Origin of the sequence: Bradyrhizobium genosp. SA-4 str. CB756 (assembly GCF_000473125.1) — a bacterium.
Lineage (GTDB): Bacteria > Pseudomonadota > Alphaproteobacteria > Rhizobiales > Xanthobacteraceae > Bradyrhizobium > Bradyrhizobium arachidis.
On record NZ_KI421499.1, the window covers coordinates 5,846,858 to 5,871,448 of the forward strand.

Genomic DNA, 24,591 nt, shown 5'->3' on the forward strand with positions numbered 1-24,591 from the left:
CAGCTCTCCAACAGCGTCGCCCGACATCGTACAATTGAGCGCGCCATTAATCGGAATAAGCATTCCCCCGCCTGGTCTTCCGGACAAGCCTGGACTCCCAAAGTAATTTGTCGAGTCAGCCGAACCGCATCGCCTGCGCCTTTCGCAAAACCGGGACAAAGAGTTTTTCTGAGGTCCGCGCGTGCGGTAAGGGGCAGTGCTGGATGGCTCGAGTAAACGTTTCTCGCAATTAGCGGCAGTTCATATTGGATCGGTGTTTCTTCGCATCGCTCAATATGTGGAGCCTGCAGGGTCGTCGAGCTTGTGGCGCTCGGTTCCGGTGAGGGGCGGGTTGAAGATGCTAACGAGGATCAAGTCCTTGCCCCGTCCCCCGCGCAGGAAATGCTTGTCATGCTTGTCAAGAACATACATGTCGCCCCGGCGAATGGGAAAGACATTCCCGTCCATGTCCTCGACCTCACCCTCTCCGCCGATGCAGTAGCAGACTTCGAGATGATTCCGGTATTGCAGAAGCGAAACGGTGTTGGCGCGCACGACGGTGTGGCAGATGCTAAAACCCATGCCGTCCTTATCCGTCAGGAGGCGGTGGCTAGTACCATTGCCCCAATCGACGAAGTGATCGGTTGCTTCAACGTCGTGCAGACTACGCACAATCATAGTGTTCGATTGCCCCGTGCAGATTGAAGTGATTGATCCAAAGACTGGAGGCGGTTGTTCTGCCCCGGAACTGCGGCCTCCCCCGTCGCGCGGCCGACTGGGATCTCCGTCGAAAAACCCCGCCGCCGGTTGCCGAGAACCCGTGCAGTAATCCTACGGGATTGGCTACACGCAAACGCCCTGCCATTAGCCCCACATCGACTATTAAAACTTTAGGCGCGAGGGTATTTCGCAGCCGTCCCGATCGGCGCGTACCAGCTTGATGTTCCACCTTTCGCGCGGTACCGCTTACCTTTGTATTTCCCAGAATGCAGCTGGAGATATTGCCGGCGATATCAACTGTCTCCAGTCCCAGATTTGGCAAGTCGTCTCCTTCCTAGCTGTGCCTGTCGCCGCGAACACGGATACCCATCGTCTCACTAGAGCAAATGTCATGCCGTGATAGCATACCGATGAACGACAAATATTGTGGCTGTCTCAGCTGGCTAGCGAGTGAGCGATTTGGCCGCGCGTGTAGCCAATCTAACAAACTGGCGAGATATTGGCCGAATACAAACAGGTCCTCGAGCGAGAACCGGTCGAGCAGAGCGGAGCCTCAACGTCCCCAAACCACTTCAATCCGCGCTTTTAGAAGTTGCAAACTACTCCTGGCGTCGCGCTCGGAAATCTTGGAGGTCTTGGCATAAGCTGCGCCGCCCTGTGGCTGTCCTTTGAGCTATTTCTTTTTTTTCGCAACCTTGCGCTTCGGCTTCCGAGCTCTGGCCGCCGATTTAGCAGACTTTGACTCGGAGGGAGGCTTCTTCGCTCGTGGCGATCCTGGGCGGGTCTTCTTAGTCACAGGAGTATCTTGAAAGGCGCTCTGCACTCGTCGTCGATCGGCTAACACCTGGATGCGGTGTTGCAAGCTCGCAGCCTCATTCGTCCGGTTAGCGGCGCGGAAATGGTCTGCGGCCCTTCGGAAACACGCCTCTGCGGCTTCGAGATCAGTCAGGCTTTGAGTAAGCTCCCCTCTGAGCGAGAGAGTGTCACCTAGGTGGCTCTCCATGCGCCCAACTTCAAGCGAATCCCGTTCGACTTTGGAGTAATAGTCCCGAAGGCGCCGGTAGTGCTTTATCGCCGCGGAGAGGTTTTTTGCTTGGTTTATCCGAGAGGAGACTTCGACATAGGCAGCGGCGAGCCGTGCTTCTAAATGCATCCATGGGATGTCTCGTTTGCCATCTCTCGACAATAACTTTGCGACCTGTCCAAGCTCGCGCTCGGATTCGGCTGGAGACTGCGGCAAAGCGGCCAGGGCCGCAGTGAGGCGGCGTTCGAGCTGTTGTCGAACATCGAGGGCAACTGACGATCGGCTTTGCTCCTGTTCCGGCCGCTCCAGCAGAGACTGAACAAGTGCGCGCACGAACAACGACGCAAGCTGTCTATTGACCGTTAGATCCTGCCGTGGAGCATCGCTCAACACGTATACTGCTAGAAGATGCGCCTGCGGAAACTCCTCCTGCAGCTCGGCGATTTCGTCCATGCCGGACGAAAAGCCGGCGGCGGACAAAGCCGACCGGCCCCTTTCCATTCGCATATCGGCGAGAGTCCCGAAGGCTACATGCGGCGCCCCAGGGTTTGGAATAGAGATATACCGAGACCAGTCGTCGCCGTAGGACACTCTGTGCGCAGCATTGAGAAGTCTCATTGAAGGAGCCAGCGTTTCGCGCTCCTCCCGGGCGAACTCGGTCGCGACCAATAGTCGACTTCGGTCGGACTCGTTTGCTCGATAAGCGGTCCCGACCACGATGATTGCCTGAGGAGGATCGGCACGCGGCATACGAAATTTGCTTGGAAAAAGTGACAAGCTCATCCCGCCATCAGGTCCTTTGAGTTCAAACGAGTCGAGCTCGTCCCGCGAGCTCCCAGTCCGACGAAATTCGCGGGCAAGCAGTTCCTTCACTTCGCCAATACTGGTGACAATCCACGTAGATCGGATTGGGCCTTGGGTCGGAATCATTGCGGCTAAAGGTCCGCAAATCGTGAAATCATTCCCGGATAAGCGAATCGAGACCTCGCTACTCAGACGCTTATGCAACCTTTGGGTCAGGGATCGCGTCGTCACGTAGCCGTTCACGGTCGCCGTACGCAAGGCGTCCAGTATCTCCGCCGTAAAGGACCGTGGTGCAATAGCCCGCCGCCCAAATCCCTGGGCAACAATTGTCAGGATGTTTGGGAGCACGGGATGAGGTATCCGCTGCACGAGAGACAGCGGCATGATGGTCTCGCTCCCCAATAGGGGCGCGCCTTCTCCATCGATTATGCACACGATATCGTCAAACGAGCCGTGATTTGCCGACTGAGATACAATCTCCGAGAGCGCAATATCTTCCGGTTCTGACGAGCCCATCCTCAGAAAGAGCTGCTGCTGGCCGTCGACAACCGTGTGTCCAGCAAAATAGATGAAAACTCGGCGATGGTCGCCAGCGCCTTTGGCGTGCTTGGCTAAGCTTTCGACCGCATCCAGCAGTTGAATTCGGTCGGGCTGTTCCAAATAGAGAACCTGCTCGCGCGCGATGCCTATTTCGCCGAGCCACCCCACAAAACTCTGCGCGTCGGCTTGAACATCGGCAATCAGCGGCATCCCCGGCACGCCGGGAGCGCCAATGACCAGGGCGAACTGGCTAACGGTCTTGAGGGGTGCAGTCGGAGCTTGCTCACCTTCATCGTCGGCCAGCGGCTCGCCCGCGATTTCCTCCCACACTCCGACCCTCAGCCGCCATTCGCCACTCGAGTTCTGCCGTACGAGTCCGTTTTCAAGCAGCCCTTTCCAAACGTCATCCTCTGTGCTTTCCGGGTCAAGTGGTAGATGGCGCCCGTATCGGAGCTTATCCAGAACGTCAGCAAGCCGGCGCTCGGAAAACCTGTTTCTAAATTGGTGAGCCTTCGCCTTCAAATCAGCGGCCGTTGCTGGATCGCCAAGCAGAGCCCGGCTCACTCGGGCGAATGCTGATGCGAAATCGGGAATTGAATGTTCCCCGCGTTCGTCGAGGTATCTCACGGCGTATCTGCCCACGCGATCCTGGATATTTTCCAAATGCATCGAGACGCGCGCCTCCAACTCGGACGCAGCAGCTTCGGCTTCAGACTTGCGCAGAGACCGCAATAAGATTCTTCGAGCGAGCGCACGGACCTCAAAATAGGTGCGCTCCGGATCGCTGTTCGCCGCCGCTTCCGCGGTGCCGACGATCCCACTCAGCATAACCTGCGCAAGCACATAGGGAGAGGTATCTCGTCCGAGAACTGCTTCTTGGATCAGCCGCGCGACGGGAAGCGTGAAGGGGGTCGTGCACAATAGACGCGCAAGCCTGAGCGCGTCGGGTGACTGCACCGCGAGAGCTGAGATGATCTGCTCGAAATCGGACTCGGAACGGTTGGCCCGGTTCGGCAGCAATGACGTGATGCGCGAGGAATCCAGGAAGATCACCGGATTGCTTCCGCCGAGCCCCATCTGCATCTTGGCAAATCGGTGTACGCTCGCGGGATCCAGGCCTAGCACCGGCACGAAGGGACTGGTCGTTTCGTCAGAGATCGTCCACCAATAACGGCGTACGTCGAGCTGCGCTACCGGAAGCCCCGGCTTCACAGCCGAACAGAGGCCTTGAGGCTCTCCCAAGGGGGAGCGCTTGCGATCACCCTCTGGCAGTAAATAGATGAGAGCGACCGACGATGTGTCCAGCCAATCGCGCAGAAGCCGATCATAACTGCCGTTCGTCCAATTCAGCGAAGAACCGTGCGTGGCGAGAAGGACGAGCCTTGCAACTCCGCTGCCGGCGACGAACTTCGTTGAGATGCGGGCGCCAGCCTGTGACACGAGCACGAAATCAGAACCCTCCGCATCCGTCGCGCGCGACCGCTTCTCAAGGTGCCAGAAACGCACATCGTCGAAAGCGCCGCTTTCATGCAGGATCTTGAAAAATTCGCGAAGCGTTTGTCGCCAGATTGGGATCGCCGGATCGTCCTCGAGCACGAGATCGACGGTAAACCAGCGCTGCTCCGAGGGTTTAAGGATCGGAAAGGGAAAACCGATGGTCGCGGATGCGTCGACTGTTTGCTCCTCGTCCATTTCTGACCGCTCGGCAGATTTTCTACGGAGCGTGAACGGCCGTAAAGCGCGCGAGAAGTCTAGGCGGTTTGGTAAGGCACGCGCTGAAGGAACGGAGCCGAGCGAGGCCCTGCGCGTCCCCACCCCGCTCGGCGCGTCGGCCCAGACTTGGGCGGGCGCGGCGCTTCGTGGACCGGCGGCGGCTTCGCTGGTCCGCTCGATGACGGCAGCACCACCGAGCGCCGGCTGCGTTTGGACGGCCGGCGTGCGTTGCTGCACGTCTTCCACGTCGTCGAATAACTTGCCACTGACGTGGTGGGCCAGCCAAAAGCAGTCGAGCATATGCTCAGCGGCTAGATCTACACCGCCCGAGCGCAGCCCCCTCAAAAGGTCGGAAAGCTGCATATCAGCTCGCGGTGAGTGAGCGGAGAAGGTTTTGCTTCAGTTGTTCGAGTTCCTCCTTGTCGAAGGATCTTGTACCATCGGCTAGCGAGACCGTCAGGAACATGGCGTTCAACAGCTGGTCCGTTGCGAGATCCTCATTTTTTGCCAGCCGTTCCGCGAATTCCTGGATGAGGTGACGTCTCTTATTCGTGCGATCCTCATCCTCGTACTTGCCGAGCTGTGATTCGACGATGTCAGCCAGTTGTGTCTCGGAGGGCTGGGTAACGTTCAATCTGATGCAGCGGCGCAGAAAAGGAGCAGGAAAATCGCGCTCAGCATTCGAAGTGATGACCACAAAGGGAAATTCGCCGCACACGATCCTTCCGTCGGCGATCGTGACCAGATCTCCAAAGTAGTCTCGCACCCGGACTTCATGCGCATTCGTGCCCCGCTTCCGGGATCGGGCTGTCGTCGGCTTCGGCTTCAGGCGCACGAGCTCGGGGATTTCATAGGTACCCTCTTCAATAACGTTCAGCAAGTCGTTGGCGAAATCCAGATCGGACTTGTCGATCTCATCGATGAGCAGAGGCCGCGGCCAGGTCTGGCCCATCAGCGCTGTACCCAAGGGGCCAAGGCGGAGGAAGTCCTCCACAGGCGGATCCTTTGTCTTGCTCGCTTGGAGGCGGCCAACCGCATCATACTCGTAGATCCCGCCCTTCACTGTAGATTTCGAGGAGATCGGCCAACGGATGACAGATCCAAGGCGGAGTTCGTAAGCAACTTTCGAAATGAGGGTCGATTTGCCAGTTCCTGGCCTGCCGGTAAGGAGCAGCGGGCGCCTAAGATAGAGGGCAGCATTGACAGCCATCCTCATCGGTTCAGTGGGAATAAAGGGGTCGGCCCTCTTCTTCTCGGAGGCCAAGTCCAGCCCCGCGGGACGCGATAATTGGCTGTTGCGGCCAGCGAACCGCCATGGCGGCGCCGGCGGAAGATCGTAGAGCCTGTCGGTCTGTTCTGCGTCTTTGCCGGTAAATATCTTCCAGTCTTGTGTCATGTGCTCGTTCGCGAAGGAGATGAGAGTTTCAAAAATGGCTTGAAATCAGGATCGTCCCATAGCAAGGCCCCGTGCACCGCCAAGTCGTTGCATTCCTGCCGTCCGTTACGAATCCAGCTTGGAAGGTCTTTGAGCTGACCCACACCGGCTAGGGCGTCTAGAAGATATTTCTTCAGTGCGATCGTCCAGTCTCCGCCGCAGGCCGGCTCCTTCTGAAGCCAATAGGCGTAACCAACTCCGCGCAGCACCACGCGTCTTAGAATATCGCGGCGCCCTGTTTCCGCGTGAGGATCGGGCCCGCAAATGAAGCCGGCATAGCAGAAGCCTTGATCACCAGAAAACATCTGCGGCAGCTTGGTTGCTTCGCTCGGAATCTGTACGAGCTTGATCTTGTCCGGCGAGCATTTCGCCATTGCCTGCTTGTAAGCCAGAACGGCTTGTGGCGGCGGATCTTGATAGGCTCGGTACTTGTCGCGCAGCACCACGACGTAGTGCTCACCTAGTTCGCCCTCGTTGGGCCGCGGTATTTTGTGGAATTCGTGATGAAATAGGAAAGGCCGCACCACGAATTGGATCTCGCTGATCTGGACTCCTTTCTGAACCATGGAGTCGAGCGCGCTGTTCACGGCAGCGCTCAGCTCATCCCAATCCGCTAGCTGCCGTTGGAAAGGCGGAACATTCAGCCACTTCCCCGCCCGCGTGCATGCAAATGCGGAAAGAAGCGAAGGGTCTGCGCGTTCATTGCCGTCAATTTCAACGATAAGCAGCTTCTCGTCTGCTTCGGCGGCTAATCTTTCCCTGACCGAGTTTCGCCGGTACGCGAGAGGTGCTGGCAACTCCTCGAGCCACCGTTTCAGAGGCGCGCCCTCGGGATCGAAACTGAGCCTCGTCACGAATTGCAGGAAGGCGTCCGATATGTCCGTAAGGTGCTCGGCATCCAACATTTCCGCGAGCTCGGCGAGCATCTGGACCAAGTCGGGATCACCTTCCACTGGCAGTCTCAAATCTGCAAGGGTCGCCTCATAGGAGTTGCGGATTGCTTGCGAACTCAGATTTGCGCTGGCAAGCAACGCCTGCATCTCCAATACATGGGGCGGATATGACCGTGCGGAGGCTCCGCCGAACCGTCGGCCTGCGATCGTCGTCGCCTCGTCATCGGCATCAAGCGTGAACGGCTTCAGCTTGGCTTTATCCAGCTCAGGTAGGAGTGTCTCGAGCACAATACCCGTGTCAGGCCAGGTTTTCTGCCGACCAAGCCAATCCAGCGCGACGTCAGAAAATCCGCCTCTGGAGTACCCGCCTTCCCGTGTGGCGAAAGCTGCGACCTGTCTTGCGTGCCGTTGCCCGCTGACCGAAAGCTGGTCCGGATCAATCACGTCGCTGTACCTTGCGCAGACGTCGACCAGAAAGATCTGCTCGGTGAAACAAGTGTACTCCGGATGGGAGCCGAGCCGGCGGAATCTCCGTGTGGCATTGAAAGTTCGGTCATCGCATCTCCCAGCATCGTAGTCGCTGCAGAGAAGGATCCGATCTCCTGCGCCGGCATATCCATGTCCGCACCAGTATAAGAACAGCCGCGAGTCCGGCGGTATCCCAGCTGGAACGGAGGCCAGTTCATTGAGAATAGCCGCCTTCGTCGGTTCCTCCAAGACTGTTACGCCCTTGGCCCGAAGTCTCTCGATGTCCACTTCGCCCCTACACCCGTCCGACGATGAGGTCCGATTGACGAGAAGGTGGATGTTCTTTGCCTTGGCGCCCATCCCCAAGAGGTGGCGAGCAGCAGTCATCGCGTTAGCAAACGGCGAGGAGATATCTATTCCGCTACGGGAATATTTCTCAATTCCAACGATTACGGCCACAATCTCTCTCATTATTCCTGCCCGGTGATGAAACTTCTGATCCTGGTCCAGACGACCTCGTTGCCAAAGTAAGCGCTGTGAGATTCAGGGAAGGGTTGCCCTGAGGCGACCTCGAAATCGATCGCATTGGGAAAAATTCTCGAGGCGAAGAAACTCAGAAAATCATTTCTGTCGAAGACATTCAGCCATCTCGGAAAGCCTTCGCGCAGCTTCTCTCCAAGTTTCAATGAGGAAAGCGAACCTATTTCGTGCATGAACGACGATTGGGAGCCGAGGGTCACGAGACCATCGACCTGCGGAATGTCGCCTAAAGCCAGCAGATCCACACAGGCGATGCCGCCGAGGCTATGTGCGACGATGGTCACTGGCGCAGGACAGGACTCAATCTTGCTCTTAATGAACGAGCGGATCTTGGCTCCGTTGGTCTGATAAAGCAGGACGTCTCCGAGAGGGAGAGCCGCGACCGCATTGAGCGCGTTGCGACGATCTCTGACGTATCTCGTCCCGGCGCGCGCCACAAATTTGAGAAATCGGTCGCTTATCCCGAACACCTGTTGCTTCCAGTCAATCAAGAGCCGCTGCACCAGCTTCTCGCGGTGAACGGCGGACAGAGCGGGGCGCGAGCGAGAGATGGCTTCCACATGCAGCTGCGCCACCAAAGCTCGGGCGAGCGCGCGGAACGCTTCTTGAGGTTCATGCTCGGACGCCTCAAATGCGCGCTCGGTGACCTTATCGGATAAAATCCGGGTTCGGGCGGGCTCCCAAACATCCTCAAGGCCACCGCGAGCGAGCAATTGCCGGAACTCCAGGCTGGGAGCGTACGCCCTCACCTGTTCGAGATTTTGCTCGGCCGGCGTTGGTCCTTCCGGATTCAGAACGCCTGCATTTGCAGCACTTCCATCGGGAATTCCGAGCAAGGAAAGTTCGACAAGCGGATCATCTAGGATCCAGATCCACTGAGCGAGATCCTCTTCCGCCTTGAGCTCGACTTCCGCGGTCGGAACATCCGGAAGAGAAAGCCCTTCGAATTCAACCCCGAGGGGGTCTCCCCAAGCACAGGGGAACAAATTCCGTCCCAAGCTGCACTCGCTGGCCGTTTTCTCGGCGACCTCTAAGCTCTTCTCGTAATTGCCAAGGCGAACACCAGTGCCGTGCACGAGAAGAATAGATCCTTGCGGCATGATAGGACTCCGCTGATCACCACCTGCACGAGCCTACCGCGCCCCCTGCACGTCTTCAATCGGTGGCGTTCTGTTGGAACGCGGACGGAACGCGCACGCTCAACCTACTGAGCCAGGCTATTCCCTTGCCAGCCCGCTCGTCCCAGGGACAAACGGCCGCTCGCTCGCGCGGCCATTTTGCTTCGATGAGTCGCGTGCGCGTCCCAGAGACACTCTAACTAACATATTGATCTTTAATTCGATTTCGTCGGAAAAATTGGGCATCCCTGAGTAGAACTAGGGTGCCACGGCGCCCCACGCAGGTCAGCAGATCAGACCGCCGGGGTTCCGGACGCGCACGTCGTTCGCGGCTCCGCACCTAGCTCGCCGGCTCGTCCGCCCCCTTTCCGAAGGCCAAACGCGAGCGGGAAGGTTTCGGCCGAAAGAGACTCGAGCGCGATCTGCTCTTCGGTGAGGCGTTTTTCGATGAACTGACGCTCCACATCCGACAGGTTCGACTTCAGCAGGCGACGATAGCGGTGGATGTTGTTGCGGTAAGCACGAATGCGGGCGAAGTATTCATCGAGCATCCTGGACGCTCCTGACGTCGTCGCAATGTCTACGAAGAGATATTCAGGCGAGATGTCGCTGGTTAACGCGCTGCCTGTCGTCGCATCGCGGAAACCGTTCGGCATGGCAGCTCGTGATATCATTCCTAGCATTTCCATTTCGACGATCCGCAGCGTTTTTCGCTCGCCATGCGCCGATTTTCTGCTCCGGTAGTCCCTCAAACAGAGCTGGACGCTTGTAAGGCGCAAGGAATAGTCGGCAGGCCGCGGGTGGCGGACGCTTGTCGCCAACAAGCTCGCCCGCCAGTATTCTCTCCCGGCGAGCTGAACATCATCTGCCGATGTGCTATACGCAGCTTCGTTGAGAACAGGTTTGTTTGAGAGTTTCGATGTCTCTTTCGATTGGATTGATTGTGGACGGCTATGTGAAACTAAACAACCGCAGCGCGCTGGAGAACCTTCTGACGCATCGGCGGGAGCTACTGCAGAAGTTGAACCGCGTTACCGGAACTGATCCGAAGGAAGCAATCGCTCAGATCAGTCAAGAAATTACAGTGATCGAAAAGGCACTTGCGGCGCTCCCACAGGAGTAAACAGCAACGGCGCACCGGCTCGCGTGAGTTGACGGCGCTCCGGCGCCGAAGACTGACTTCGCCCGCATTTGCGAATGAATGTTATGAGCACAACGCCTCCCCGGTATCGTGGCGCGCAAGGATGCGTGCGCCAAGGCTTGGATGCGCTGCCTTTTGCGCGAGCTGCTCTCTTTCAACGCTTGGCCGCTCGCAGCGAGCAACCCGCCTACCGGTTCACATATGCAAATGCGGCGCGGCGGCTTGCATGGGCCTATCGTGACGTATCGAGGCAATGACCTGGGGGCTAAGATTGACTGACGGCGCTTGTTCGCAAAACAGATTCTTCGTTCGGAAGGGCGGGAAGGGTTGGATGGTTTATGAGCCACGACATGAACAATGAGCTTCAACACGTGGATCGCGTTCGCGTCCGCTGCGCGCGAAAGGATGCGCCATCACAATGCTCCATCCGATGACGCTGCGTCTTGGGTGACGTAGGCCGCCATCGATTTGCGACCACAACAGACCTCTGCGAGCTGGCCGGATCGCTACGCCGCAGGCGGCGCGACGGCGCGAACCTAGAGAACAGGCCAGGATCTTCAGCACTGTGATTTGGAAATTTACCTCAATGACAAGCCAGGTCCTAGGTGTATCGCCACATCGTTGGCGCTTTGGAAAGAGCTTCCCGACCGATCTGTCTAAGCAGATCGGGGCGCGTCTCACCTCTGGTGGCGGCCTCCAGGATTTTGGAGGCAACGTAGGCGCGGACGCCGGCGTCATACGGTGAGACGTTCTCGCAAACCTCCTCCAAGATCGTGCGCAGGAGCGCGGTCGTGACACCGTCCAGCATTGGGAGATCTCCCTCATTCCATCGAGGAAGATAATGGGCATTTGCTGGGCGGCAACGCAAGTACATCAGATCGTATGAGGCTTCGTGACTGCGCGTCAGTCGATTTTCACGACGGTGCTATGCCCAGCATCTCTGCGATCGCGGATCAATTGCGGCAGCTCGCTTAACCGGCCTGCTTTTGCTTTTCTCGTCGCTCCTCTCCGGCTTAACAGACAAGCTTGGCAGAGCTCAGAGCCCAATGCGACGCCCTGCGATTACGCCGGGCATGCTGGGACTTCTATGCGCGCCGGATTGGCTGGCCGGCTGCGGCAGGCCAATGTGTTCGGAGGGTGCCGTTCGGTTGCGGACCTCATCAGGTTCAATTGCGGCCAGAAGCACAAAAACCTAAAACATCAACAAAATAAGAGACGTCGATCGCCGCGCCGCGCGACCGAAATTCGAAATCTACGACGGACAGCTCGCGCTTTTCGACTCGAAGTTGATGCAGCCTTTTGGACTGATGGGATCGACCACTGTTGATGCGATGCCAATTAAGGGCGGAGGCGCAGGCTTGAGTCTCCTATCATCAGGCTGGTTGACGTTTGTCCAAATTCAAGCCGCGGCAAGCCCATGTGATAATCGCCTAGGCGCTGAACCCGCAGTAGGAGCCGGCTTCGTCGGACGGTGTCATGGCCCAGGCGATGTTGCGCATCTCATTGTTTGGTCTCAGGAGGCGAAGGTCTGGAGCTGCGCCTTCACCAGCCCTGCGACTTGCGAACCGGCGTGGGGCTTCCGTTTGGGATCAGAATATCCCCATCCACGCGAAGAAGCCGACCTCGAGCAAAACGCCGAGCTCATGGTCAACACGGTCGAGAGCATCCTTCGCGGATAAGCAGGTCATTGCATGGCTCGCGCGTTGCTAAGCCCCGAAGCCTTGTCGGATCAACTCGTCGGATCGCCGTAGGTTTCGATTGGGGCGGCCCCGACTGAACGTCAGACTCGGCCCCCAATGTGCCGGATCGGGGCTTCCGGGCCTGCCTGACAAGCTGACCTTTTTTTTTGAGGCGCATCGAAGGCCGCCGTCCGCCATGCCCGGACCTTGCACTTCATTCGAAAGGATGAAAATCCACTGGCTTTACGCTATTTGTATTGAGCCGCAGTTCTGAAGCGGCGATCTCGAAACGAGGTTCGCGATGACCTCCAGGTCCTCGATCAGGCGGCTTGGCGCGCCGCTAGTCGCTTTTTTTCTGACCATCTGGCCATTGGTTCTTCCGGTACATGCTATTGAGGACGCTGCAAAGCTTGGCGTGGTGTCCTTTGGCCTGTATGGGGATCAAGGCGTGTTTAGATCCGAGGCAACCGGCGCGGCTCAGGTCGTGGCCGGCCGTTTCGAGACTGGACCGATCAACGTGGAGTACAATTCCAAGAAAGGGGGAAATGCAACGATCGAAGCTCTGACCAAGTCGTTGCAGACGGTAGCTAACCGCTTGGATCCCGAGAAAGATGTTCTCTTTTTGATTCTCACCTCGCATGGCTCTACTGATGGCCTTGCAATCAAAGCGGGGCAGCTGACAGAAACGCTTACACCATCTCGTCTCCGCGACATGCTCGCGAGGACAGGTGTGCGACACAAGGTGGTGGTCATCTCGGCTTGTTATTCCGGAGTTTTTATCCCGCGCCTGGCGACTGCCGATGTGCTGGTCATCACCGCGGCCGATGACAAGCATCCGTCGTTCGGCTGCCAGGACAAGGCCAAGTGGACCTATTTTGGGGACGCTTTTTTCAACGTCGCGCTCCGGAAAGCCGCCAGCCTGAAGGATGCGTTTCTCGATGCGCGCTCACTCGTCCGGAAGCGAGAATTGCGGGAACATTTTGAGCCGTCGAATCCGCTCATGGCGGGCGGTGCGGACGTGCTGCCATTGCTCGTCGGACGCCCTTGAACAACCGGCCGTGAGCGCAGAGGTTATTGCTCCGGTCACCCCCGACAAGCAGACCATTTGGCTGCCGTTAGACTTCGTATTCGGGCCAAAGCACAAAGTCGCTGCGCTCCAGCCCGCTGTGCGGCGGCAAGAGCCGAGAGAGCGGTAGTCGGTCGAGAGGATCCCAATAGCCGTTGGAGAGCCCCGGCCTGAGAAATCGAGGTGTCGACAACCTCTCTCAGAATGGAGCTCCCCATGAGCGAGACCAACACCGTCAGTCCGCTGCGCCAGCGTGTGATCGAAGATGTGGCTGCGCGCAAGTTAACCCCCACACGCAACGCAGTCACATCCAAAGCTGCAAGCGGCTTGCCGCCTTGCTTAGGCGCTCGCCCGATACGGCCACACCCGATGAGGTACGGCATTTTCAGCTGCACCTCATCGAGAATGGTGCCACCATCTGCAACCGCAATCGGATCATGACCGGGTTGCGGTTCCTGTTCCGAGTCACGCTGCGCCGCCACTATCTGGCGGCCGAGGTCTGGCACATCAAGGAGTCGCTGAAGCTACCGCCGGTGCTGAGCCCCGAGGAGGTCAAACGTGTCCTGACCATGGCGACGAGGCTCAAGGCGCAGGCGATGCTGACGCTGGCCTATGGCTGCGGTCTGCGTGCCGGCGAAGTGGTGCGGCTGCGCGCGGGCGACATCGATAGTGCGCAGATGATCATCCGTATCGTGCAGTCGAGGACCGCAACGTGATGCTGCCGGTGGAAGTCCTCGACCTGTTGCGACAATGGTGGAAGGTGCGACCGACCAGGCATGATGCCGGCGTCGCGCCGGAACAGCGCTGTCTGTTTCCCGGCCGCAGTCAACATCGGCCCTTGACCACGCGTCAGTTCAGCCGGCTGTTCAAGGAGGCGGTCAAAGACGGTGGATTGCGCAAGGCGCCATCTCTGCACGCGCTCCGTCAAAGCTTCGCGACCCATTTGTTAGATCACGGCCCTGCGTGGCGCGAGGCCAATCGCGGGCATGTCAGCCTCGACCAGTTGAAGGTGATGAGTGCCATCGAGCGCTGCCGCACGGCAGAGCTCGGCGGGCATGTCGCACGCTGCGAGAACGTAGCATGCGGCCATACGGAGATCGCCTATAACTCCTGCCGCAACCGTCATTGTCCAAAGTGCCAGGCTGTGGCGTCACGCCAATGGCTGGCCGGGCGCGAAGCGGAGCTGTTGCCGGTGCCGTACTTCCACGCCGTGTACACGCTGCCGAGGCAGTTGCGCGACATCACTTACCAGAACAAGCGCGTGGTCTATGACCTACTGATGAAGGCGGCGGCCGAGAGAACGCTCGCCATCGCCGTCGATCCCAAGCGCCTCGGCGCACGGATCGGTGTTACGGCCGTGTTGCACACCGGGGCTCGGCGCTCACCCATCATCCATACGTGCACATGATCGTGCCGGGCGGAGGCGGTGCCAATTCCCCGCGACTTCGTGCCTTGGCACTTTTTGGACGCCAGTCAATTGTGCCTGCGGAGCCATTTTGGTGCCGGCGTCCAAAAACCTGCACAAGACCCAATATCGGCACAGGCTGCCACTGGTGATGGCCTTACGTTATGGGCGGCTCCGGATGCCCAGACGACGGGCACCGGAAGCTTCAGCAATTCCTCCGATCATGCCGACGCTTGCCGCGAGCGCCGCCAGCATACCCCTGCATCATTTCATCGTTGACGCGCTGCCGAGCGACTCGGTTCTTGATGTACTCGCGCAGCATTTCCGGTCGTCTAGTAGCATAGGCCTTCTAGGTGCGGCAGCTGGGGCATTAACTCATGTTAAGCGGGATGGCTCCGGTGGTGCCGCCAAAACGACTTGCAAAAGATCTGAAGGTCCGCGATGTCCTTGAGTGGAGTGGGCAAGAACCACCTATGGCATGGCCGACGGATGCCACAAGGGCGATAAATCGCTCTGCAAGAGTCGACCTTGCCTGATCAGATCGGTCCCATAAACTGCCCTCCTGAACAGTCCTTGGGGGCGTGGCATGCGGGAATATCAGCCGTTCGCACATTTCACAGTCGTGCTGAAGAAGTGCGGGCGAAGCCGCTGGAAATGGGCCGTCAACGCAGCAGCGGGACAAATTCTTATGTCAGGCTCGGAGCATACTCGAGCGGGAGCACGTTACAAAGCTGATCGCGCGCTCTTCTTGCTCCTTTGTTCTAGTGCGACCTATCGTTCCGAAGCGCGGGATGAAGGACATGACCTCTTGGATCGCGCCGCAACGATTATATCAGAGGCTCGCCGGCAGCGAGACGAAAGTCGGGCGGCAATCGCAAAGCTGCGCCGGCCGAGGAACGCTCTCTTCGAAAACATTGAGAAGCTCCGTTTGGCTCATCAGACGCTTATTTCGGAGGCTGCGTCTGCACGATGCTTGATGTGGAGCTCTTCGGAGAAACTGACAAGAGTTGCACACTATCGGCCGCGTATGGCGATCGAAGATCCTCCCGCAGATCCATGAAATCGACGAAAGCCTCGTGCCGCCAGCGGACCCACACGGTGCAAGAACAACAAAAGTTAACTGACCGCGCGGCTCGCGGCGGTCTTCTCGACGAGCGCTTCGAACCGGTCTCGGGCTATTTTACTGTGCAAGACCTGAACTGCTCTGCCATTTGCTGTTGTATCGCGGGAAAGACCCGCGATGCATCCGGGCCGACCTTATCCAGTGCCCAGTCCTGGCCGTTTAGTCCTCTACGAGAGAATAGCTTGTGCTCCGCCCACCCGCCGCGTCTTTCTTCAGAACTCCCCGAGCAACCAATTCGTCGATGTCGCGGGAGGCCGTCGCCTGTGAAACCTTCGTCAGCAAACCCCATTTGGATGAAGTAAGCTTTCCTTCGAAACCATCGAGCAGACGATTGAGAACTTTGCGCTGACGCGCGTTGAGCGCCAGTTCGCGGAACTTCTCCCAGAAACTGGCCTTTCGCAACACGCCGCCCAAGATTTCTTCAGCACCGTCAAACGCACGATCCAGACAATCCAAGAACCACGCCAACCACTCGGTGATGTCAAGATCACCCGTCTGAGTCGCTTCGAGGATGTCATAGTATCCATTCCGCTCTTTGCGGATCTGGGCCGACATACTGTAGAAGCGCTGCCTGCTCTGCTCCGATCGGGCCAGCGCAAGGTCAGCAATCGCGCGTGCAATGCGGCCATTGCCGTCCTCGAATGGGTGGATGGTGACAAACCAAAGGTGAGCAACAGCCGCTTTGAGAACAGGATCAAGCGAGCCAGAGTTGTTGAACCAAGCGATGAAGTCCTCCATCGCCTTTTCAAGCTTGTCGGCGGCCGGAGCTTCATAATGGACCTTCGGCTTGCCGATTGGACCAGATACCACCTGCATCGGCCCTGACGTATCGTCCCGCCAACCGCCCACTTTGATCTTGCTCATGCCGCTATAGCCGGTAGGGAACAGCGAAGCATGCCAACCGAACAGCCTTTCCTTCGTCAAAGGTTGTTCGTACTTCTCGGTCGCGTCGAGCATCATCTCGACTACACCCTCAACGTTTCGGTCAGCGGACGGCAGCCCACCTGCGTCCATACCGAGACGTCGAGCAATAGATGAGCGGACCTGATCTCGATCCAGCTTTTCGCCTTCGATCTCGCTGGACTCGACGATTTCTTCGGTCAAAGTTTGGAGAGAAGCTTCGGCACGGAGATTGAACCCCAATTGCTCCATGCGACCTATGAGTCGACCCTGCTTGTGGCGAACGGCGGCCAGCTTTTCAGTAAGCTCGTCGGCCTTCCAGGCGAAGTCCGGCCAGCCCTCCAGTTGCTGGATATAACCCATAATCTCTGCATCCTTTGAGGAGATTATATGGCTCAATCTCGTCATCCGCAATCTCATTCTCATCGTTTTTTGACGAGAATGTACACTTGATTCTCTGCACTCAAAGCAAAAGCATTTGTTATTTAATGTTTTCCGAAATGCAATCTTTGATTGTCCTTAATTATATTTACGACTTTAGGACGCAATGAGATCTCCAAGCCGCGGCTCGAGAAGGCTGACGACGTGTGTTTCGGCCTGAAAATAGGAAGGAAAGATCACATCGATCATCGGCTTGCGCTCCCCTCTATCTTCACACCAAAAACCAGCGCCCGCCCCGTATTTTCGACGAAATCGCGCCAAGATCCGGCGCCTACGATCAGTGACCCGTGACTCGCCCCCTAGCCGCTCTTGGCGATCTTCGGCTTTATGCAGCTTGGGGAGGTTGTCTCGCGATCGTGAAGCGATTTCATGGTGGGCGTGTGGCTATTGATTAATCGCACGTATTGGCAGCACACGATTTTGAGCGAGCCTCCTTTGGGAATGCCCGCTTGCAGGCGGATGATCTCAGTAGCGACTTGCGTTTTGGACATATAAGCCTGGTTTAGCCGAAGGACCCAGGCACACGGGCACCCGAACGTCGTGTGAAAAATCATCGGGGGTGCCGCCGTAATGCAGGATTTGAGCGCGGGAGCGCGGCTCGTCGCATTAATCGATATTGCCATTTTGTTACAGTCTCTCCGCCCAGAGCGATCACACGCACCCGGAGGCGGCATATTCCGCGGCCACATTGTGAGCCAATACTGCAACTGAGCATGAGCCATGAGCGAGATGGCGTCGCCGAAGGGCGGTCGCATCAGCGAGCTGGGCGCGAGCCCTTTGCAGGGGAGTGAGCTAGCAAACCAGCCCGCCGCCGGCTGCATGTGAAAACTCCGATCTGACGGCGAGACGCCTCGTTCAGCGAAGAGAACCGACTGGGCAATTCAGACTTTCTGCTGTGTTTGTCGAATCGGAAAAGGAGCTACATGAATCATCTCGGCAGCAGGCAACGTCGCACAACATCCGTGATGACGGCCGAACAGTACGAGCTGGAGCGCTGCAGGCAGGAAATTGCGCGCCTCAAACAGCTGGTTGTACGACTTTCTGAAATTGCTTTGCGCCACGTCGTAGAAAGCGCGCAAAGCAGTCAGAATGGCCCGGAACGTCTGAGCGAGCCGCCAAAGTCATAATACGAAAAGCGAACCCGCGCTTGGCTGCTCTCCGCAGAGTGGAGCGGCTCCGTCTCGCTCCACTTTGTCAGCGGCAAAGCCGATCAACCGACATCAAGTGATCGGGTGTGGGGCAGTTGTTTAGGACGTAAAGGAGCAGTTTCGGATCGCGTTCGAGAGCTCTTTCAGGATGTTTGAGGATTTCAGCGCCAACTGATCGGATTCGACTGCTTCTGAGCGCAGTCGCTTGCGCGATCTGGCTACGGGCTAGCTCAGAACTACATTGTCGATCAACCGAGTCGAGCCGACGTACGCTGCGACACAGAGCACCGCCGGATAGCGCAGCGGGCTCTCGGCAATGCTGAGAGTCCTAGCGTCGACAAGCTCAAGGTACTGCAATCGATCGATCAATTCCAAATGCTTTGTTGCAAGCGCAATCAGCGTTGCCGCGTCGCGCTCCCCTGAGGCAAACTCTTGCGCTGCGGCGAACAAGCCACGGCTGATCGCAAGGCTCCGACCGCGTTCTTCCCGGCTGAGATAACGGTTGCGACTGCTCATTGCCAGCCCGTCCGGCTCCCGCACGGTCGGCACGGTGACAATTTCGATCGGAAGATTCAGATCAACCGTCATGCGGCGTATCACGGCGCATTGCTGAAAATCCTTCTGTCCAAAGTACGCGAGGTCCGGCTGCACCATGTTCAATAGTTTGCAGACGACAGTCGCTACACCACGAAAATGTCCAGGCCTGAAACCTCCGCAGAGCGGTTTTGCGAGTTCGCCCGGCTCGACAAAGGTCTCGAACTGAGCCGGATAGATCTCCTCTGCACCTGGCGCGAAGATGATTGAGACGCCGGCATTACGGCACAAGGCTTCATCGCGCGCGAAGTCGCGAGGGTACCTGCTGAGATCCTCATTTGGGCCGAACTGAGTGGGGTTGACGAAGATGCTAACGACAGTGACGTCGCAGTGTCCACGGCTGGCCGAGATCAGGGACAGGTGGCCATCGTGCAGGTATCCCATCGTCGGAACAAACCCAATGCGCTTACCGGCGTTGCGGACGTCTGCAAGGGCCCGACGCAGCTCAACGAGCTTCGTAATTACTTGCATTTCTTACCTTGCTTCAGATTGAATTGGAGGGCACCCAATTGGCGATGGCATCGCGAAGCTGATCAGGAAGCCGATAGCACTCCTCTGAGCCCGGGAATGCACCTTTGCGAATATCGGCAGCCCAGCGCGATAGCGCCTCCTGGAACAGCTGGAATCCATTTGTATAGGCTCGAACGAATTTGGGGCGGTGGCCTTCGGTTAGCCCCAAAACATCATGGAACACGAGCACTTGGCCCGAGCAATCGGGTCCTGCTCCGATTCCGATGGTGGGTATCGTGAGAAATTGGGTCGCTCGCGCCGCGAGCTCGGCAGGGATCCCCTCCAGGACCAAAGCGAAACAGCCGGCTTCCTGCAGACGGTGCGCGTCATCGAGCAGCCGCAAGGCGGTATCCGTTGTCCTTCCCTGCACCCTGAATCCACCCATGACGTTGACGCTCTGCGGGGTCAGACCGAGATGTCCCATCACAGGAATTTCGCAATCGACCAAGGCGCGTACCATCTCGACGCGTTTGGCACCCCCCTCGAGTTTCACAGCATCGGCGCCACGCTGCAGAAAACCTCCTGCATTGCGAATCGTATCCTCAGAACCGACATGAAAGCTCAAAAAGGGCATGTCGGCCACAAGCAGGGCATGAGGCCTCGTGCGCGCAACAGCCTCCAGGTGATGATTCATCATGGCCACGCTGACGGGCAGCGTGTTGTCGAATCCCAGACAGACGTTTCCAACGCTATCGCCGACCAGGATGATATCGACAATGGGATCCGCGATGCGGGCCGCAACCGCATCGTAGGCGGTGGTCATCACGACACGACGCCCTTCATCCTTCCACTGCTGCAGTGCCGGAATCGTGACACGTTCTAGAGGCTGCCCTGAACTGTGGCTCATATTGAATCCGCTCCCACACACCGTCCGCGCTTCCTAGAGAAGGCGGGAGAAACCTGTCAATGGTATCGAGGATGGAGATCCCAGTTCTCTAAAACTGGAGAACAGTGCAAAAACAGTCCAATGGTCGCGCAACCATGAGCCAAGACCTTCCTCATCACGATTTCTCCACCCGATGGCTCGTCTTCCCCAACAGTTTCAGTGCCGGCCGGAGCCTCGATCGAGGAGCGACGCTCGCGACGAGCCACCATCTGCACGCGTTTCTGGGCTGATTGCAGTCTCTCCAAACGGTGACGGCTCGACCGGACCGAGCTGGAGATGCGCGCAGTGGGGACTCCGTCTTGGGGGTCCACCTCCGTGCCTGCCCTAAAGCGCGATGAGATTAGGATTGATCGTCATCGCGCTTTAGGTTGCTGTTTGAGCATGATCTTTTCGGAAAACCGCTGCGCACTTTTCCGGATCATGCCCTAGGGGTACTCGTGAGGCTCCTGCTTCGGCGCTAGCGCGCCGAGCAAAGCGAACGGATGGCAGGCCAGGAACGTCCAAAGCTGACAGGCCGCTGTGAACGCAGCGAGAGTCGCGGTCGAGTAGACGTCGTCGCGAAGGCGCTCAGACCGAGCCAGCCTGCCGGCCCTGTAGGCCCTGAAGTCGATTATTTTTGCCGATGCTTCTGTCACTTGATTTCCACGCGCTCCATAGGCCCACTCGAATTCGCAACAAGTCTGACCAGGGCGGTACCGGCACAGCTCGGCCCAGTCCTAAGCCGCTCGCAACCATCGAAGCCATTTCTGATCGGCCTCCCGTCGCGCCTTGAAGCGGTTGACGCATTGCTTGGAGCAAAGGGCCGTTCGCCACCAGTAATGGCGGATCAGCCCAAACTTTCCGCCGCATATCGCGCAGCATGCGGCTGAATGGTCGAGGGAATTACGGAAGCCAACGTGCATTTCTCGCCTCCTGTCGACATTTACTTGGGAAGCCCCGCTAACCCTCACGGCAGCACCACGCATGCACCAACGGTGCGGCCGCCCGGCGGGCCGTCTCCCTGGTCTTGCAGCCATCAAAGAGCCTTGACTCTGAGGTGCGGCTGCCTCGCGAAGCAGTACTTTCCACAGAATGCCTCGCCGAGAATTTCCTCAAAGATAGTGGATTTTTCTATCGTGATTGAGACAATTCGGCCGGCATTTCAGCTAAATGCTGCGCTTTCATAGCTAGTCCGCAGGATTGCTGCGCCAGTTGGATCAGGAGCGATCAAAGCAAGTGCTCAAAGCATGATTAGCCTGCTAGCCGTGGGCGCAGCATCCTCCTTGCACTATCAAACGGCAGCAATACGGACACTTTCGCCTTGCAAGATCCTGTCACTGCAGACGATTGCACAGTCTCATGCATCTCACATCAGCAAGTCAGCAGCGCCTCGGATGGCAGCATAGATTTCATCAAGGTCGGCCGCCGTAACGCAGTAAGGCGGCATCACGTAGATCGTGTTACCGAGTGGGCGCAAGAGCAGATTCCGCGCTTGGAAGAACGCCAAAAGCTTCGGCCCGATGTCCGCCAGATAGCCGGCATCACTCGTGTTGAGTTCAAGCGCTGTGACTGTTCCTGTGCGTCGGACGTTTGCGAACCGTGAATCGGCGCAAAATGGCGCGAGTGCCTGTTCTTGCATCCTGGCCAAGGATGCCACTCGCCTGCGATATTCCTGTTGCTGCCATAGGTCCAGATTGGCCTTGGCGGCGGCGCAGGCCACTGGATTGGCCGTATATGAGCTCGAATGGAAAAACGTACGCCTGCGATCTTCAGAATAATGCGCATCGAAAATATCGGCACGACAGAGTGTGACGGCGAGCGGCAGCGCCCCAGCCGTGAGGCCTTTCGAATAGCAGGCAATATCGGGCGTGACATCGGCCTGCTCACACGCAAACAAGCTACCCGTCCGGCCCCAGCCCGTCATGACCTCGTCGGCAATGAATAGGACGTCGAAGGCTTCGCAGATCCGCTTCATCTCTCTTAGCACCGAGGGAGAATACATCAGCATTCCACCGGCACCCAGTATCAGGGGCTCCACGATAAAGGCTGCCGGATGTTCGTTTCGACACGCGTTTTCAAGCGCATCAAGCGCCGTTTGCTCACGATCTCTTGCCGGGAACGGAATCGAGGTCACCTCGAACATCAGCGCCCCGTAGGGCGCATTGAAGACGCCTCGGCTACCTACCGACATCGCCCCGATCGTGTCGCCATGGTACGAGTGCTGCATCACGACAATTCGGGTTCGCTGTCTTCCGGTATTGTGCCAGTAGCCGAGCGCCATTTTCAGAGCGACTTCGACGCTGGTTGATCCGCTATCGGAGAAGAACACATGCTCGAGCGCCGGGGGGGTGACCTTCAATAGTTCCGTCGCAACTTGCTCAGCCGGGTCGTGAGTGTATCCGGCGAAGATGACCTGGTTGAGCTTGCCTGCCTGTTCTCGGATCGCGTTCACGATGCATGGATGGCAATGGCCGTGGGTCACGACCCACCAGGAGGAGATTGCATCGATAAGGCGTCGGCCATCTTCGGTGTAGAGATAGGCCCCCTCTCCCCGCAGCACCTTCGTCATGTCTTGCTGTAGAGCATGCTGCGTGAACGGGTGCCAGACCGGCGACCTCTTGGCTATCGTCATAGGTTCAGGAAATCACTGCCAAGAAAGGAGTCTTTGAAAGCGGCCTGCAGCCTTTCGTCCGTGAGGGGAACAAGCCACGGGAGCCGTCCCAACCAACGCACTCTCCCGATCTCGCAAATCGCGCTTTCAGTTTCGGCGTTTCTTTCGCCAATGAACGCAATTCCAAGGATTCGAATCTGACGCTTCCGCAGAGCCTCTATGGAGAGCAGGGAGTGATTGATTGTGCCCAGTCCCGTCCTGGCGCAAAGCACGACGGGAAGCTGCCAGCGTTCGAAGATGTCAATGTAAAGAGTGCGCGCTGTCAGCGGCACCATGAGTCCGCCGGCACCCTCAATCACGAGCTGCCGCTCGCCGCTGTCCGGCAGTCCAAGCGTCTCTGTGTCTATGCGAACGCCATCGATCTCCGCGGCGTAATGGGGCGAGGCAGGCGTCCGAAGTCGATAGAGCTCCGGGACAATGCGATCGGACGAGAGGCAGCCGAGGCGGCGGACGCACTCGGAGTCGGTCTCTTGTTCGAGCCCGGCCTGGACCGGCTTCCAGTAATTCGCGCCTAGAAGGCCGGCGAGCCCTGCGGAAAATACCGTTTTGCCGACTCCGGTGTCCGTACCAGCCACGACGATCCGCTTATTCATCAAAACGAGCCCCTCGTCACCTCAACAAGCGCATCGAGCATTGCGCGCACGTCCGCCTCCCCAACGTTGAGTGTCAACGAAATCCGCAAACGGGCGGTGCCTGTTGGGACGGTTGGCGGCCGAATTCCGCGGATGTCAAAGCCGCGCCCCTGCAGAGCAGAGGCAAGTCGCATGGCATGAGCATTGTCACCCACTATGTACGGCACGATCTGAGAGGTCGACGGCGTGTGCAAACCAAGGGAGGTGATCTGCCGATGCGCGAACGAAACAAGTTCGGCCAGCCGTTGCTGCCGCTCCGGCTCCTCCCGCAGGATGAGGAGTGCCTCTCGAACGGCAACGGCCATCAATGGTGATGGGGCCGTGGCAAAGATAAACGGACGGCAGCGATTGACCATGAAATCGCGCAGGATGCCGGAGGCCGTAACAAGTGCACCCGCCGTACCGAGCGCTTTGCCGCAGGTATGAACGACGATGAGATTGTCGCGCCTCGCATAAGGGGCCGTGAGCCCTCGTCCCTGATGCCCGTAAGCTCCTGTGGCATGAGCCTCATCCACGATCAGAAATGCGTCATGGCGATCGGCGATTGCCACCAGCTCTTCGAGCGGAGCGAAGTCGCCATCCATACTGTAGAGACTTTCGGCCACAATCCAGACGCGGCCCGCTCCCCCTTTGGTTCGCCAATCGCGAATTGCGTCTTCGATTGACTGGGGATCATTGTGCGCGTGAATTCGGCACTCTGCGCGGCCGGCTCGCGCCCCCTCGTGAATACTGGCGTGCACGAGCGAGTCGAGAACGAGCAGATCGCCGCGCTGCGGTAGCGTTGTCAGGAGGGCAAAATTTGCGATATAGCCGCCTCCAAAGAAAAGCGCTGCCTCCGCACCAAAGAACTGAGCCGCCTCCGCTTCGAGCCGTTCATGCTCTTCGCAGTTGCCGCGCAGAAGCCGCGACCCGCCGGCCCCAACCGGAGTGCCCGCCTCGAGCGCGGCGACCATCGCCTTTTTTAAGCGCGGGGCGCACCCGAGCGCCAGATAGTCGTTTGATGCGAAATCGATACCCACGCGCGGCTTGAGGCAGCGCAGCCGTTTATCTTCGTTCAAGGCATTCAACGCTGCGACGTAGGGACTAAGTCTAGCTGCTTGCATTGACCGCATTCATCGCTCCCAGGATCGCATCAAATCACGCAAAAGATCCGTTGGCCGTTGAAGAAGGATGGATGGCCCT

At 58.1% G+C, this 24,591-nt stretch carries 16 protein-coding genes and 2 pseudogenes; 5 read left to right on the top strand and 13 right to left on the bottom strand.

Going from position 1 to position 24,591, the window contains the following annotated elements:
• Nucleotides 1-270: 270 nt before the first annotated feature.
• The 6 genes from BRAGE_RS0128395 to BRAGE_RS49455 all read right to left on the bottom strand — a co-directional run bounded on the left by BRAGE_RS0128395 (nucleotide 271) and on the right by BRAGE_RS49455 (nucleotide 9,890).
• Nucleotides 271-657 carry an ectoine synthase gene (locus tag BRAGE_RS0128395; protein WP_027562297.1) on the bottom strand — a complete coding sequence of 129 codons (387 nt, stop codon included), beginning with the start codon at nucleotides 655-657 and terminating at the stop codon, nucleotides 271-273.
• A gap of 715 nt (nucleotides 658-1,372) precedes the next feature.
• Nucleotides 1,373-5,143, bottom strand: coding sequence for an SAV_2336 N-terminal domain-related protein (locus tag BRAGE_RS0128400; protein ID WP_027562298.1), 3,771 nt, complete (start codon nucleotides 5,141-5,143; stop codon nucleotides 1,373-1,375).
• A 1-nt stretch (nucleotide 5,144) separates the two neighbouring features.
• The gene (locus BRAGE_RS0128405; protein ID WP_027562299.1) at nucleotides 5,145-6,176 is read right to left on the bottom strand and encodes an AAA family ATPase; all 1,032 of its coding nucleotides are present in this window, start codon (nucleotides 6,174-6,176) and stop codon (nucleotides 5,145-5,147) included.
• Nucleotides 6,173-8,035 carry a caspase family protein gene (locus BRAGE_RS0128410; protein WP_141263209.1) on the bottom strand — a complete coding sequence of 621 codons (1,863 nt, stop codon included), beginning with the start codon at nucleotides 8,033-8,035 and terminating at the stop codon, nucleotides 6,173-6,175. The genes BRAGE_RS0128405 and BRAGE_RS0128410 overlap by 4 nt, the downstream gene beginning before the upstream one ends.
• An 11-nt stretch (nucleotides 8,036-8,046) precedes the next feature.
• Nucleotides 8,047-9,216, bottom strand: coding sequence for a hypothetical protein (locus tag BRAGE_RS49450; RefSeq protein ID WP_051378090.1), 1,170 nt, complete (start codon nucleotides 9,214-9,216; stop codon nucleotides 8,047-8,049).
• Nucleotides 9,217-9,527: 311 nt separating this feature from the next.
• Nucleotides 9,528-9,890 (bottom strand): hypothetical protein, encoded by a 363-nt coding sequence (locus BRAGE_RS49455; protein ID WP_322596961.1) that lies wholly within the window; start codon nucleotides 9,888-9,890, stop codon nucleotides 9,528-9,530.
• Nucleotides 9,891-10,153: 263 nt separating this feature from the next.
• Here BRAGE_RS49455 and BRAGE_RS0128425 point away from each other — a divergent pair, with 263 nt between their 5' ends.
• Nucleotides 10,154-10,357 (top strand): hypothetical protein, encoded by a 204-nt coding sequence (locus BRAGE_RS0128425; protein ID WP_027562301.1) that lies wholly within the window; start codon nucleotides 10,154-10,156, stop codon nucleotides 10,355-10,357.
• 619 nt (nucleotides 10,358-10,976) lie between these two features.
• On the opposite strand, the gene BRAGE_RS56065 is transcribed toward BRAGE_RS0128425, so the two are convergent.
• Nucleotides 10,977-11,183, bottom strand: coding sequence for a hypothetical protein (locus tag BRAGE_RS56065; protein ID WP_027562302.1), 207 nt, complete (start codon nucleotides 11,181-11,183; stop codon nucleotides 10,977-10,979).
• A gap of 1,172 nt (nucleotides 11,184-12,355) precedes the next feature.
• Between BRAGE_RS56065 and BRAGE_RS0128440 the strand changes: the two genes are divergently transcribed.
• The 3 genes and pseudogenes from BRAGE_RS0128440 to BRAGE_RS49465 form a co-directional block, all read left to right on the top strand.
• Nucleotides 12,356-13,102, top strand: coding sequence for a C13 family peptidase (locus tag BRAGE_RS0128440; RefSeq protein ID WP_027562303.1), 747 nt, complete (start codon nucleotides 12,356-12,358; stop codon nucleotides 13,100-13,102).
• Nucleotides 13,103-13,275: 173 nt separating this feature from the next.
• Nucleotides 13,276-14,021, top strand: a pseudogene (locus BRAGE_RS57620) (tyrosine-type recombinase/integrase); the annotation flags it as partial.
• Between the two features lie 9 nt (nucleotides 14,022-14,030).
• Nucleotides 14,031-14,545 (top strand): annotated as a pseudogene (locus BRAGE_RS49465) (IS91 family transposase); the annotation flags it as partial.
• Nucleotides 14,546-15,807: 1,262 nt separating this feature from the next.
• Here BRAGE_RS49465 and BRAGE_RS0128450 read toward each other — a convergent pair.
• Nucleotides 15,808-16,911: a Fic family protein gene (locus BRAGE_RS0128450; protein ID WP_027562304.1), complete on the bottom strand. Its 1,104-nt coding sequence runs from the start codon at nucleotides 16,909-16,911 to the stop codon at nucleotides 15,808-15,810.
• 1,001 nt (nucleotides 16,912-17,912) lie between these two features.
• Between BRAGE_RS0128450 and BRAGE_RS53130 the strand changes: the two genes are divergently transcribed.
• Entirely contained in the window at nucleotides 17,913-18,116 is a 204-nt protein-coding gene (locus BRAGE_RS53130) for a hypothetical protein (protein ID WP_084334696.1), read from the top strand.
• A 246-nt stretch (nucleotides 18,117-18,362) separates the two neighbouring features.
• On the opposite strand, the gene panC is transcribed toward BRAGE_RS53130, so the two are convergent.
• From panC to BRAGE_RS0128495, 5 genes are all read right to left on the bottom strand, one after another.
• A complete protein-coding gene (panC, locus tag BRAGE_RS0128470; RefSeq protein ID WP_027562306.1) occupies nucleotides 18,363-19,202 on the bottom strand; it encodes a pantoate--beta-alanine ligase in 840 nt (279 codons plus the stop codon).
• 13 nt (nucleotides 19,203-19,215) lie between these two features.
• The gene (gene panB, locus BRAGE_RS0128475; protein WP_027562307.1) at nucleotides 19,216-20,088 is read right to left on the bottom strand and encodes a 3-methyl-2-oxobutanoate hydroxymethyltransferase; all 873 of its coding nucleotides are present in this window, start codon (nucleotides 20,086-20,088) and stop codon (nucleotides 19,216-19,218) included.
• Nucleotides 20,089-21,472: 1,384 nt separating this feature from the next.
• Complete coding sequence (locus BRAGE_RS0128485; protein WP_027562309.1) at nucleotides 21,473-22,738, bottom strand: adenosylmethionine--8-amino-7-oxononanoate transaminase; 1,266 nt, start codon at nucleotides 22,736-22,738, stop codon at nucleotides 21,473-21,475.
• Entirely contained in the window at nucleotides 22,735-23,370 is a 636-nt protein-coding gene (gene bioD, locus BRAGE_RS0128490) for a dethiobiotin synthase (RefSeq protein ID WP_027562310.1), read from the bottom strand. Before bioD ends, BRAGE_RS0128485 begins: the two co-directional genes overlap by 4 nt.
• Nucleotides 23,370-24,521, bottom strand: a complete 1,152-nt coding sequence (locus BRAGE_RS0128495; RefSeq protein ID WP_027562311.1) for an 8-amino-7-oxononanoate synthase — start codon at nucleotides 24,519-24,521, stop codon at nucleotides 23,370-23,372. Before BRAGE_RS0128495 ends, bioD begins: the two co-directional genes overlap by 1 nt.
• Nucleotides 24,522-24,591 lie beyond the last annotated feature (70 nt).